This window comes from Bacteroides caecigallinarum, from assembly GCF_021530995.1.
In the GTDB taxonomy this organism is placed as follows: Bacteria; Bacteroidota; Bacteroidia; order Bacteroidales; family Bacteroidaceae; genus Phocaeicola; species Phocaeicola faecigallinarum.
Window position 1 is genome coordinate 1 of the sequence record NZ_JADYTF010000105.1, and the last position, 12,637, is coordinate 12,637.

Consider the following 12,637-nt stretch of genomic DNA (forward strand, 5'->3'; position numbering starts at 1 on the left):
CGCATTCCTTTATCATCTTTCCCATACGCTTGCATATTGACCAATAGTTGAGATTGGGAAATACAAGATTGTTTTCCTGAAAAGCCTTGTAACGCTCGATTATCTGCAAGGGAATATCCAGCAGCTTTACCTGAAACGGTACACCCGTCTTGTGTCGTTTGGAAATAATCCATTTCTCACCGTTCACTTCCACAATCTGGTCATTGTTTAATTCCTTTATATCCACGAATGAGAGGGCGGTAAAACTGGCGAAAACAAAAATATCACGGAGATAGGAGTTCTTGGGGTCTTTGAACTGAAATTCCATTAATGTTTTCAGCTCATTCTCCGTCAGATATTCACGCTCTTTCGTGTTCGGGCTTATATGGAACTGGGCAAACGGATTTCTCGGTATATGTCCGTTGAAATGCGCTCGCATCACCACACCTTTCAGCCACATGCAGTTTTCCCATATCGAACCGTTGTGCAGTCTGGCTTCGTTGGAAAGGAACACGGCGAACTCCTTGATGAAGTCGGGCGTAAGTTCAGGCATGGAGATGTCGTTCCGCTTGTAATGTGACCTGATGAATGCCGCCACATGGTTTCTTGCCCGTACCCTTGCCATATAGGTAGCCCTGACCCTGTCTTTTCCGACACGCTTCTTGAACACTTCATTTTCCTTGTCGAAAGCACCGAGCAATGTTTCATACTCACCGCCCAATCCCTGATAGGCATTGCGTACCATTTCTGCCGTTACATACGCTTCACGGTTGGATATACGCTGGTAATGCTTGATGATTTGAGCCTTGATGTTGTCAAGCACAAGATTGGTTTCCCTCGCTTCCATACTCTTGCCCTTTGCCTTGTTCCCTTTGGCATCCCAAAGCTCTTTCGGGATAGTCCGTTTGCAGCTGAACTGTGCTACCGTTCCGTTGATTGTAACTCGTCCCATGATGGGGACAATTCCGTTCTTTTCCTTACTGCCGTTCACGTAGAACAGCACCTTGAATGTGCTTCTTGCCATACTCGTTTCTTTTTGGTTGCAAAACTATAAATCAACGAGTTACCTATTGATAAGCAAAGCTGCGCAGAACGCCGCAAAATGAAACAGGAACTGTTAAATCTGCACTTTCATCGGGTAATGATTAGGAAACCGTTCTTTTGCTTTAATCTGCTTTAAGACGGTTTTCAACTGTCTGCCCAACTTCTGCGTTTTTCTTCTAACTCCCTAATTATCAAATCCTGTTGCGTTAATCTGCTGCAATTCGGCGGATATTCCAGAGATTTTCCGTATGTTTGTATCTGCTTTTCAATATTAAAGACATGAGGAAATATCTGACACTTATTTTAATATTCATTGCCGGGCTTTCAGTTTCGGTATCTGCACAAAAGAGAAATCAGGCTTACGAGGACTATATAAGGAAGTATAGGGGAATAGCCGTTGAAGAAATGAAGAAATACCATATTCCTGCCAGTATCACTTTGGCTCAGGGATTGCTTGAGTCAGGAGCAGGAAGAAGTACCCTGGCAAGGAAGTCGAACAATCATTTCGGAATAAAATGCGGCAGCTCGTGGGACGGACGCACAGTTCGTCATAACGATGACCGACGCAACGAGTGTTTCCGTGCATACAAGCATGCCAAAGAATCGTATGAGGATCATTCTAAATTCCTGCGTACAGGAGCAAGATATGCTTTCCTTTTCCGATTGAAGATAACAGACTACAAGGGTTGGGCACGAGGATTGAAGAAGGCCGGATATGCTACAGACCCCAGATATGCCGACAGGCTGATTGATATTATCGAACTTTATGATCTAGACCGATACGACCGTAAAGGTGGCTTGGAATGGGCTGAGAAAGTAACTAATCCTCATCAGCCTTATCTGGCTAACGAGATGCTTTATATTATAGCACGTAGGGGTGATACGTTTAAGTCTCTGTCCGATGAATTTGATATCAGTAGTCGTAAACTCCGTAAATATAATGAATTGCCTAAGGATTATACTTTCTGTGGTGGTGAGATTATTTATCTGGAAGAGAAACGCAAGAAGGCAACCAAGGATCATATAGTATATGTGGTAAAAGCTGGTGATTCTATGTATTCCATATCACAGATGTTTGGTATAAGACTGAAATATCTTTACAAGATGAACAAAATGGATGAAGATGCTCCTGCTCCTAAAGTGGGTGATATTCTCCGCTTGAGATAAAATTACTGATGATTCTTCAAGGGGTATAAGACAGAATCCAATCAGTTTAAACGGTGTTTAAATAGTATTTAAGAGCTATTTAAACACCGTTAAAATTAATGTAACATAGTCTTTTCCTGATTTTGGTTGACTGTTATCATATTATTGATGTGAATTACTCGTGATGATAAGGGTCATTGTTCAGGATAGTCATAGCTCTGTATAGCTGCTCTACGAAGATGAGACGTATCATCTGATGCGAGAATGTCATTTTCGAAAGAGAAATCTTTTCCTGTGCTGCGGCATATACTGACGGGGCAAATCCGTAAGGACCACCGATAATGAATACCAGACGTTTGTTTACGGTGTGCATTTTCTTTTCAACCCAGTCGGCAAACTCAATGGAGCGAAACTCCTTGCCATGTTCGTCGAGCAGTACCACCACATCCCCCGGCTGTATGGCTTTCAGAATCAGTTCGCCTTCTTTTTCCTTCTGCTGTTCCATGCTCAGGCTCTTGGTGTTCTTCAGTTCCGGGATAACCTCCATGTCGAACGAAGTATAGTGTTTGGTTCTCTCCACATAGTCGTTTATTGCAGTGATATAGTGTTTTTCCACTGTCTTGCCTACTACAAGTAATATAAATTTCATATTCGTTTTCTGTTTTTATAAATTACGGCTTTGCAAAGATACGAATAATCTATACCTTTGCATTATAATTCAATAAATCTGTAACATTATGGACGAAAAAGTAGTAAAAGATTTGATAGACCGCCTGATAGACCTGTCTTTCGCTGAAGATATAGGCGACGGTGACCATACAACATTGTCTTGTATCCCTGCTGATGCAATGGGTAAGTCAAAACTTCTTATCAAGGAAGAAGGTATTCTGGCCGGTATCGAAATAGCAAAGGAAGTGTTCAACCGTTTCGACCCAACAATGAAGGTTGAAGTTTTCATCAACGACGGTGCACACGTCAAGCCGGGTGATGTTGCTATGGTGGTGGAAGGAAAGATTCAGTCTTTGCTTCAGACAGAGCGTCTGATGCTGAACATCATGCAGCGTATGAGCGGTATTGCTACTATGACAAACAAGTATGTGAAACGTCTGGAAGGTACTAAGACTCGCGTGCTTGACACAAGAAAGACAACTCCGGGTATGCGTATCCTTGAAAAGATGGCTGTGAAGATTGGTGGTGGAGTAAACCATCGTATCGGACTGTTTGATATGATTCTTCTGAAAGACAATCATGTGGACTTTGCCGGAGGTATAGACAAGGCTATCAACCGTGCCAAGGAATATTGCAAGGCTAAGGGTAAGGACTTGAAGATTGAAATTGAGGTACGTAATTTCGACGAGCTTCAGCAGGTTCTCGACCTTGGTGGTGTTGATCGTATCATGCTCGACAACTTTACTCCTGAAAACACACGCAAGGCTGTAGAAATGGTTGCCGGCAGATATGAAACAGAATCGTCTGGAGGTATTACTTTCGATACTCTTCGCGATTATGCTGAATGTGGAGTTGATTTTATTTCTGTAGGTGCTCTTACACACTCTGTAAAGGGACTTGATATGAGTTTTAAAGCTTGCTGATTATGACTGGAATATTTCTTCTATTAGGTTTGATGCTTACTGTAAGTACAGCAGTATCTGCACAGGACTGGAAGTCTGTGCTTGGTGGAGTAGTGAACAAGGTGGAAGAAACTGTTTCCAAGGTGAATGAAAGTGTTTCTATCGTAGGAACATGGAAATACACTGCTCCTGACTGTAAGTTTCAGAGTGATGACTTGCTGTCGAAAGCAGGTGGTGAAGTGGCTGCTAAAAAAGTTGAGGAACAGATGAGCAATTATCTGTCTAAACTTGGATTCAACGAGAATACTGTATATGTGTTCAATGCCGACAGTACTTATACTTCTACTGTGGCAGGACGTACCGTTAGCGGCACTTACAGTTACAATAAGGATACCAACGAAATGACATTGAAGACAAAGATTGGTCTGAAGATGACTGCACAGGTATCTACCTCACTTCTGAACGGTGGTTCGATGAGTCTGCTTTTCAAGGCGGATAAGCTTATGTCGCTAGCGCAGACTGTGACAGGTGCAGTTGCAGGAAAATCATCAAATGCTACTATCACGACCTTGAATACTGTGTTATCACAGTATGATGGCTTGTTGTTAGGATTTGAGATGAAGAAGCAGTAATTTGCATCATATAGAAAAATATTGAAAGGGGCGAAATCGATTTGTTTCGGTTTCGCCCCTTTGCTTGTGTACGGGTATATTATTTTGTTTCTATAACCGGATTTTTCATTCCTCTTATTATGAAATATAGTCCGAGAATAATAAACGGAATACTCAATACTTGCCCCATATCTATCATCATGTAGTTCTCAAAATCTACCTGTCTTTCTTTTATGAATTCCACAAAGAAGCGGAATATGAAGATTGAGAATATACAGATGCCGAAGTATAGTCCGTCTCTGTAGGATTTCACCTTACTCTGTATGTACCACATTATTCCGAAGATGATGAAGTATGCCATTGCCTCATACAGTTGTGCCGGATGTCTTGGCTGACTGTCCACTTGCTCGAATATAAAAGCAAACGGGAGTGAAGTAGGCATACCTATAATCTCCGAATTCATCAGATTGGCTATTCTGATGAAACCTGCGGCAAGTGGCGCAGCCATTGCTATTATATCAAGTATCTGCAGATAGGTAATCTTTGTTTTCTTGCAGAAAAGATATAAAGTCAGCATAAGTCCCATTGTTCCTCCGTGGCTTGCCAGACCTGCATATCCGGTAAATTTCCAGCTGCCGTCCGGAAGGAATTTTACCGGGAGAACTATTTCCAAAAGATGATCGGAATAATATGCAAAGTCGTAGAACAGACAGTGTCCTAGACGGGCTCCGATGAATATGCCTAGGAATGAATAGACAAACAGCTTGTTGTAGTCGTCCTCTGACATTTTTCTCTTTTGGAAAATCTTGTGTACCACTATGCTGGCAGATGCTATGGCAATAACCCAGAATACACTGTACCATCTGAGGCTGAAACCACCCAATGTGAAGATTATCGGGTCGGGATTCCAGTTAATATACATTAGATTCATTACTAGCTGCATTTTATTTGCCGTATTTCTTTATCAGATCCTCAGCTACTGTATCTCCCAGTTCTTTTGCTTTGTTAAGGTTCTCCAGTCCCTTTTTCTTGTCTTTGCCTTTTACCTGGCAGTAACCAAGCATACGGTATGCATCTGCATTCTTTGGGTCCAGTGAGATAGCTTTTTCCAATGCTGCTATTGCTTCGTCAGTTTGGCTTAAACGGATATGTACACCACCTTTTTCTGTCCAGTATCCTGCGTTCTCCGGCTCAAGTTCCACTGCTTTGTTTATGTCGTCTATAGCCTGTTGGTACATGCGACATTGCATTTCTGCCTGCTGACGTATTACATAGAACTCAGCTGAAACCTGTCCTAACATGGCATCATAGAAAGCATTGTAGTCTATAACAGCTTCGCGATACATCTTAGCTTCGGATTTTACGCGCGCACGTTCGAAAAGATACGGAGCAGCATCTTTACCATACGGTGGATTGTAGTATGCCACTGCACTGTCCATCAGAGCAATTATCTCTTTTTTGTCTGTTCCTTCCACCATTTCTTTGGCTTTGGCTGCCGCATAGAATGTTGAAGCCGAGGCTAAGGGAGTCTTGCATACATTTTCGTAGGCTGTAGCAGCATTACCGTAATCTTGCATTGCGAAGTATATATCTCCCTGCAACTGATAGTACAGTCCTTCACCTGATTCGGATACTGACTGATTGATTTCATCCAAGGCTCTGTTCAGAGTCCAATCGGCTTTTTCAGGTTTTTTAGTATTGCTGACACAGTAGTTGTAAATCAGTTTTGCTATTCCGTAATGTGCTTCGGCCTTGTTCTCTGCCACATCAGCTGTTTTCTTTAAATCGTCTTCTACCTTGTTTACGAATTCATCCGAGTTTTTGTCCATATAATATGTGGCGCGTCTGAGATAACCTTCCATATTGTTCGGATACATATTGATAAAATCGTTAAGTATTGAAAGATATTCTTCAGCATCAAGTTGTGAAGACATCATGTAAAGAAACACCAGTGCCTGAGACTCATCTTCAGGAAGTCCTTTCTTTATCTTGATGGATTTCAGTGTAGTATCGCTGCCTGAGAGGGCATTGATTGACAGGCTTTTTGCAAAGTTGATTCCAAGAGCATAGCTTTTCTGGTCTTCGCTGTCTGAATTTCTTTGAATCATACCTATCACTTCTCCGTTCTCATTCATGACAGGACAACTGACATCTTTTGCACCTGTACTCATTGAGAGTGTATAGTAGAAAGAATTGTTTCCTATAGAGTCGATATTCTGTATGGTTCCTGCAATTCCGTTTACAGAGTTCTGTGTGGAATAAGGCATTACAAATACATTGTCATTAGCTTTTCCCGGAGTCGAGGCTGCTGTAAGAGATTCCTGTTTCTTTGTGGTTTCTGTTTTGAAGCGCACCACATCGTACATGTCGTTTGCTCCCAAAATAAGTGTAACAGGCAGTTCCTTGCCGTCGGCTGTAACAACTACCGCTCTGTGAGCCCCTTTGAACAGACTGTAGTCTGAAACTCCCGTTCCTTCCGAGTCAATGTAAAAACCGTTTCCTGTGTTAAGTATCTTATTGTCAGCATTGTATGTGATGACAGAGAAAACAGCTTTTCTGGCTTTCTTTGCCCATTTAGGCAATTCCTGCGCCCACAAGCCGTTTATGCTTAAGGCACAGAGTGTGATAAATATTGTTTTCCTCATTGATATTGTCTGGTTATTATTATTCTTCAGTAGAGAAACCACGCTGTTTGATGGCTTCGTATATAAGGATTCCTGCTGCTACAGATACGTTGAGTGATTCTATTGTACCGAACAGAGGTATCTTAATCCATTCATCGCAGAGTGCAAGGTGTTCGTAAGGCACGCCAGTGTCTTCTGCTCCCATTATTATACAAGTAGGTTTGGTGTAGTCACCTTTAGTATAGTCATAGTCACCTTTTTCTGTTGCCGCTACAATGCTGAAACCGCTGTCCTTCAGGAATTTGATAGTGTTGGTGATATTGCTCTCACGACAAACAGGTATTGTGTGAAGCGCTCCTGCAGAAGTCTTGATAGCATCTGCATTCACGCTAACGCTGTTCTTTGAAGGTATGATGATGGCATCTACACCTGCACACTCGCATGTACGTGCTATCGCACCGAAGTTACGGACATCAGTCAGTCCGTCAAGGAGTATTATCAGCGGGTTCTTTCCCTGTTCGAACAGGAACGGTACGATGTCTTCAGTCTTCTGGTATGTGATAGGAGAGATGAAAGCCACTACCCCCTGATGGTTCTTGCGTGTAATCTTGTTGATTCTCTCAACCGGAACTCGCTGTACAGGTATTTGAGTATCTTTCAATGCGGCAAAAAGTTCTTTTGACAGGTCGCTCTGGATGTCTTTCTTTACCAGAATCTTGTCAATTTCTTTTCCTGCCTGTATCGCTTCTATCACGGCTCTTACACCGAAAATCATTTCATTTTTTTCTATCATATCTGTTTTCTTTATTATTTTCACGAATTAAAGTCCAAGCAAAGCTTTTGCATTGTTTCTTGCAGCTTCGGTCATGGTAGAACCACTCAGCATATTTGCTATTTCGTCTATGCGTTCTTCGTCTGTCAGACGTATGATGTGGCTGTTTGTTCCGGTTTCGGTATCTTCTTTATATACTTTGTAGTGGGCATTGCCCCTTGCTGCTATCTGTGGCAGGTGGGTAATGCTCAGAACCTGCCTGTTCTGTCGTCCCATGTCCTGCATTATCAGAGCCATCTTTTCTGCTATGGAGCCGGAAACACCTGTATCTATCTCATCAAAGATTATTGTAGGCAGCTTAACAGCTCCTGCTATCATGGCTTTCAGCGAGAGCATTACTCTGGCTATTTCACCACCCGATGCTATGGAAGCCACGTTCTGTAAAGTTCCGTTCTTATTGGCAGAGAACAGGAAGTTTACTGCGTCCAGACCGTTTATGTCCGGTTCCTTCTTTCTGCAAATCTCTACGGCAAACTTCACGTTTGGCATTCCTAGCGGTATGAGCAGAGATTCCATCTGCGACTGGATTTTACCTGCACTTTCTGTACGCAAGGCTGTCAGTATTTCCGCTTTATGGATTACGCTGTCATACAGTTTTTTCTTTTTGCTTTCCAGTTCAGAGATAAGCTCGTCCGACGATGTGATCATGTCGAGCTGTTGTCTGTAGTTCTCCGCTATCCCGATAAGTTCAGCATCAGTCTTTACGTGGTGTTTCTGCATCATCGAGTATATCATGTTGAGACGTGAATTGACGAAATCAAGTCTTGAAGGATTGAACTCCACGGCTTCCTGAGCATCATCCATATCGTGAGAGATATCTTTAATCTCGATATAGCAGCTTTCAAGTCTTTCTTTCCATTCATTTGCTTTAGCAAATACTTTGCTTACGGTTTGCAAAGTATTTATGCTGTCTTTTATCAGTGTCAGACATCCGCCTTCATCACCACCGATGTTCTGTGCCGAGCGGTAAAGACCGGCCTTGATATCCTCGGCATGAGAGAGCGTTTCTGCTTCCTGTTCAAGTTCGGCCACTTCACCTTCTTTCAGCTCAGCCTCATCAAGCTGTTGGAGTTGGAAGCGGATATAATCCTCTTCCTTTCTTGTCTCTTCGGCTTGTCTGATACATTCATCCAGTTCACGGCTCACCTTTCTGTATTCATTGTATTCGTTCTGATAATCGGTCAGTTCCTTTATGTCCTGTGCAAGGATATCAAGAATGTTTAGCTGGAAGCCTTCCTTATTTATCAGCAGGTTCTGGTGCTGGCTGTGAACGTCAATCAACTTTTCTCCAAGCACTTTCATCTGCGACAGTGAAGCAGGAGTGTCATTGATGAAAGCCCTGCTTTTACCGTTGATGTTTACTTCGCGGCGTATAATGCATTCATCACTGTCGTATTCTATATCGTTAGCCTTGAAGAATTCCTCCATGCCGTATGATGCTATGCTGAATTTGGCTTCCACGATACATTTAGTAGCTCCGTTTCGTATAGCTTTTACGTCTGCTCTCTGTCCGAGCAGCAGACCGATAGCACCGAGGATGATTGATTTTCCGGCTCCCGTTTCACCGGTGATTACAGAAAAACCCGGTTCGAATGCAATGTCCAGTTTATCTATAAGTGCGTAGTTCTGGATGAATATAGACTGTAGCATATTTATAATATTTCTGCCAAATGGTTAATTATGTCTGTAGCCACTTCTTTCTTGTTCTTAAGCGGGAACTCAATGACATTTTCTTTGTCGATAATGGTTATCTTGTTGGTGTCATGTCTGAAACAGGCTCCCTTGTCGTTCAGCGAGTTGAGAACGATAAAGTCGAGATTCTTTCTTTCCAGCTTGCCTTTGGCATGTTCCACCTCATCGTTTGTTTCAAGAGCAAATCCCACCATCACCTGATTGTCTTTCTTTAGTTTCCCCAGTGCAGCAGCTATGTCCTGAGTAGGTTTCAACTTGATAATCAGGTCGTCTTTTTCGCGTTTGATTTTTTGTTCGGCTTTTGTTTCAGGAGTGAAGTCAGCTACTGCCGCACACAAGATGGCTGCATTGCTTGAAGCGAACTCGCTTATTGCTGCCTTATACATTTCATCTGCACTCTCCACACTGACTGTCTTGATGTTAGGATGCTTTGCAATAATACTCACAGGTCCGCTGATAAGAGTAACTTCGGCACCTCTCTCTGCACAGCATTCTGCCAATGCATATCCCATTTTGCCTGAAGAATAGTTACCGATAAATCTCACAGGGTCAATCTTCTCGTATGTAGGACCGGCGGTAATCATTATCTTCTTTCCGGCGAGGTCAGACTTCTTTACGAAGAAATCCTCCAGAACGGCAACGATGTTTTCCGGCTCTTCCATTCTTCCTTTACCTACAAGATGGCTTGCCAGTTCGCCTTCGCCCGGCTCGATGATAATGTTTCCGTATGATCTGAGTGTATCAAGATTCTTTTGTGTAGAAGGATGAGCAAACATATCGAGGTCCATAGCCGGGGCAACGAATACTGGTGCTTTCATTGACAGGTATGTAGTGATAAGCATATTGTCTGCGATGCCGTTTGCCATTTTTCCTATAGTAGCTGCAGTGGCAGGAGCTATCAGCATTGCGTCTGCCCACAGACCGAGGTCTACGTGGCTATGCCATGTTCCGTCCCTGCGAGCAAAGAACTCGCTTATAACCGGTTTGCTGGTTATGGTGGACAGTGTCAGGGGAGTGATAAACTCTTTTCCTGCAGGAGTTATAACGATTTGCACTTCGGCACCCTTTTTTATCAAGGCTCTGGCAAGTACTGCCGCCTTGTATGCAGCAATACTTCCAGTAATGCCAAGTACTATTTTTTTACCTTTCATCATAGATGTTTCATTTTAACATTCCGGTTTCTCTCAGTCTGATTTTTGTAAGCACGTTCTTTGTGTTCAGTGCGAAATCGCCGTTCATAATCCATCCGTAATATCCTATGTCTTTCTTCATAACCTCGGCTACCGGCATGCCTTTATACTTACCGAAATTGAATACTTCCACTCCATTGTCATCATAAACAATTCTTCCTGCAAAATCCACATTCTTCGAATAGCTTGAATATTCCGACAGGAAGTCGATGTCGTTCTGAAGAGTGTCATTATACATATCCAACTGGGCTTTAAGAACTTCGTAAGTTGCTCTTGTATCAGCCTCGGCGGTATGAGCATCTTCCAGATTCTTTCCGCAGTAGAATTTGTATGCGGCCGAAAGAGTGCGCTGTTCCATTTTGTGATAGATTACCTGAACATCGATGAACTTTCTTTTTGTCAGGTCAAGGTCTATTCCGGCTCTGAGGAATTCCTCTACAAGTACGGGGACATCAAATCTGTTTGAGTTGAATCCTGCTATATCCGCACCTTCGAAGTCCTTTGCTATGTTGGTAGCCACTTCCTTGAAAGTAGGGCAGTCTGCCACATCCTCGTCTGTTATGCCATGGATGGCTGTTGATGCTTCCGGAATATGCATTTCCGGATTTATTCTCATTGTTTTGCTTTCTTCGTTTCCGTTAGGATAAACTTTCAGATAGCAGATTTCCACTATTCTGTCGCTTGTAATATTTGTACCTGTAGTTTCAAGGTCGAAAAAAACTATAGGGTTTTTAAGATTCAGTTTCATTATAAAAAGATTAATCGTTAAGCATCATAGGCATGAGCAGCATAAGCAGGTCTTCGTTTTCTTCCTGTTCTTCAGGAACGATAAGTCCGGCTCTTGATGGGTCAGCCAATTCGATAATTACATTCTGCGATGAGATATTGTTCAGAATGTCGATAAGGAAAGACGACTTGAAACCTATGCTCATGTCTTTTCCGTCGTACTGGCAGATGAGGGTTTCTTCTGCTGAAGTAGAGAAGTCGATATCTTGGGCTGAGATAGTCATGCTGTTTTCTTTCAGACTCAGTTTTATCAAGCTGCTAGCCTGAGAAGAGAATACAGATACACGCTTCAATGCGCTGATGAAGATAGCACGGTCCACTACAGCCTTATGAGGGTTATTCTGTGGAATTACAGAGTTGTAGTTAGGATAGCGTCCTTCTATCAGGCGGCAAGTCATCTGGTAGTTCTCCATTGTGAACATAGCGTTCTTGTCGTCAAAGCAAATCTGTACGTCGCCCTGTTCTTTTGGAAGCAAGTTCTTTAGCAAGTTTGATGGCTTCTTCGGAAGAATGAAAGCTGCCTTCTCGTTGCCTGTAGAAGCAAACGACTTGTTGCGGACCAACTTATGACCGTCAGAAGAAACAAGTGTCACATCCTGCTGGCTGATGTCGAAATAGATACCGTTCATGACAGGACGCAGTTCATCGTCGGCAGTAGCAAAGATACATCTGTTGATTCCTGTAAGCATAACGTCGGCAGCCATTGTCAGGTTTACGACTTCGCTTCCCATCTGTTTTGGCAGAGGATATTCGTCGCCGTTCTGTGCCATCATGCTGTATTTACCGTTTGGATATTTCACAGTAATCTCCATTGTATCAGTATTGATATTGAAGTTCAATGGTTGTTCTGGATTTTCTTTCAGAGCCTCAAGAATAGTCTTTGACGAAATGGCAAAACGTCCTTCGCCTTCGTATTCGCTTACTTCTATGCTAGTAGACAGAGTCGTTTCGCTGTCGGAAGCTGTCATTGTGATAGTTCCATCGTTAAGTTCTATCAGGATACAGTCCAGGATAGGAAGAGAATTTTTTGAATTGATAACACGGCTGATAGCCTGTAAATGGCTGAATAATGTTGTGCTTGAAACTAAAAATCTCATGATTGATGTTATATTAAATTGTTTTTTAATTATTATTTCCGTTTACAATGTATATACTCTTATAC

12 protein-coding genes are annotated in these 12,637 nt (G+C 42.5%); 3 read left to right on the forward strand and 9 right to left on the reverse strand.

All coding sequences use genetic code 11. The features are described from left to right. Nucleotides 1-1,003: phage integrase SAM-like domain-containing protein (locus tag I6E24_RS12850; RefSeq protein WP_235328933.1), on the reverse strand; the 1,003-nt coding region annotated here is incomplete at its 3' end. Nucleotides 1,004-1,302: 299 nt separating this feature from the next. Here I6E24_RS12850 and I6E24_RS12855 point away from each other — a divergent pair. Further along, complete coding sequence (locus I6E24_RS12855) at nucleotides 1,303-2,190, forward strand: glucosaminidase domain-containing protein (RefSeq protein ID WP_235328935.1); 888 nt, start codon at nucleotides 1,303-1,305, stop codon at nucleotides 2,188-2,190. 154 nt (nucleotides 2,191-2,344) lie between these two features. On the opposite strand, the gene rlmH is transcribed toward I6E24_RS12855, so the two are convergent. Then, nucleotides 2,345-2,818 (reverse strand): 23S rRNA (pseudouridine(1915)-N(3))-methyltransferase RlmH, encoded by a 474-nt coding sequence (gene rlmH, locus I6E24_RS12860; RefSeq protein ID WP_235328937.1) that lies wholly within the window; start codon nucleotides 2,816-2,818, stop codon nucleotides 2,345-2,347. Nucleotides 2,819-2,906: 88 nt separating this feature from the next. On the opposite strand from rlmH, the gene nadC reads away from it, so the two are divergent. Next, entirely contained in the window at nucleotides 2,907-3,761 is an 855-nt protein-coding gene (gene nadC, locus I6E24_RS12865; RefSeq protein ID WP_235328938.1) for a carboxylating nicotinate-nucleotide diphosphorylase, read from the forward strand. A gap of 2 nt (nucleotides 3,762-3,763) precedes the next feature. Continuing rightward, a complete protein-coding gene (locus tag I6E24_RS12870) occupies nucleotides 3,764-4,372 on the forward strand; it encodes a DUF4923 family protein (protein WP_235328940.1) in 609 nt (202 codons plus the stop codon). 79 nt (nucleotides 4,373-4,451) lie between these two features. Here the strand turns inward: I6E24_RS12870 and lgt are convergent, their stop codons facing one another. From lgt to dnaN, 7 genes are read right to left on the reverse strand one after another with little or no spacing between them, the layout of a single operon-like run. Continuing rightward, nucleotides 4,452-5,282 (reverse strand): prolipoprotein diacylglyceryl transferase, encoded by an 831-nt coding sequence (gene lgt / locus I6E24_RS12875; protein ID WP_235328941.1) that lies wholly within the window; start codon nucleotides 5,280-5,282, stop codon nucleotides 4,452-4,454. A gap of 13 nt (nucleotides 5,283-5,295) precedes the next feature. Then, nucleotides 5,296-6,996 carry a tetratricopeptide repeat protein gene (locus I6E24_RS12880; protein WP_235328942.1) on the reverse strand — a complete coding sequence of 567 codons (1,701 nt, stop codon included), beginning with the start codon at nucleotides 6,994-6,996 and terminating at the stop codon, nucleotides 5,296-5,298. Nucleotides 6,997-7,015: 19 nt separating this feature from the next. Then, nucleotides 7,016-7,768 (reverse strand): 23S rRNA (guanosine(2251)-2'-O)-methyltransferase RlmB, encoded by a 753-nt coding sequence (gene rlmB, locus I6E24_RS12885; protein ID WP_154042595.1) that lies wholly within the window; start codon nucleotides 7,766-7,768, stop codon nucleotides 7,016-7,018. 27 nt (nucleotides 7,769-7,795) lie between these two features. After that, nucleotides 7,796-9,457, reverse strand: coding sequence for a DNA repair protein RecN (gene recN, locus I6E24_RS12890; RefSeq protein ID WP_235328943.1), 1,662 nt, complete (start codon nucleotides 9,455-9,457; stop codon nucleotides 7,796-7,798). 2 nt (nucleotides 9,458-9,459) lie between these two features. Then, nucleotides 9,460-10,650 (reverse strand): bifunctional phosphopantothenoylcysteine decarboxylase/phosphopantothenate--cysteine ligase CoaBC, encoded by a 1,191-nt coding sequence (coaBC, locus tag I6E24_RS12895; RefSeq protein WP_235328946.1) that lies wholly within the window; start codon nucleotides 10,648-10,650, stop codon nucleotides 9,460-9,462. Nucleotides 10,651-10,660: 10 nt separating this feature from the next. After that, a complete protein-coding gene (locus tag I6E24_RS12900) occupies nucleotides 10,661-11,437 on the reverse strand; it encodes a 3'-5' exonuclease (RefSeq protein WP_235328944.1) in 777 nt (258 codons plus the stop codon). Between the two features lie 10 nt (nucleotides 11,438-11,447). After that, entirely contained in the window at nucleotides 11,448-12,572 is a 1,125-nt protein-coding gene (dnaN, locus tag I6E24_RS12905) for a DNA polymerase III subunit beta (protein ID WP_235328945.1), read from the reverse strand. Between the last annotated feature and the right edge of the window lie 65 nt (nucleotides 12,573-12,637).

Coding starts and splice junctions, on each gene's coding strand:
- nadC (WP_235328938.1), top strand. CDS start 2,907: ATGGACGAAAAAGTAGTAAAAGATTTGATAGACCGCCTGATAGACCTG.
- coaBC (WP_235328946.1), bottom strand. CDS start 10,650: ATGAAAGGTAAAAAAATAGTACTTGGCATTACTGGAAGTATTGCTGCA.
- I6E24_RS12900 (WP_235328944.1), bottom strand. CDS start 11,437: ATGAAACTGAATCTTAAAAACCCTATAGTTTTTTTCGACCTTGAAACT.
- I6E24_RS12855 (WP_235328935.1), top strand. CDS start 1,303: ATGAGGAAATATCTGACACTTATTTTAATATTCATTGCCGGGCTTTCA.
- lgt (WP_235328941.1), bottom strand. CDS start 5,282: ATGAATCTAATGTATATTAACTGGAATCCCGACCCGATAATCTTCACA.
- recN (WP_235328943.1), bottom strand. CDS start 9,457: ATGCTACAGTCTATATTCATCCAGAACTACGCACTTATAGATAAACTG.
- rlmB (WP_154042595.1), bottom strand. CDS start 7,768: ATGATAGAAAAAAATGAAATGATTTTCGGTGTAAGAGCCGTGATAGAA.
- I6E24_RS12870 (WP_235328940.1), top strand. CDS start 3,764: ATGACTGGAATATTTCTTCTATTAGGTTTGATGCTTACTGTAAGTACA.
- I6E24_RS12880 (WP_235328942.1), bottom strand. CDS start 6,996: ATGAGGAAAACAATATTTATCACACTCTGTGCCTTAAGCATAAACGGC.
- rlmH (WP_235328937.1), bottom strand. CDS start 2,818: ATGAAATTTATATTACTTGTAGTAGGCAAGACAGTGGAAAAACACTAT.
- dnaN (WP_235328945.1), bottom strand. CDS start 12,572: ATGAGATTTTTAGTTTCAAGCACAACATTATTCAGCCATTTACAGGCT.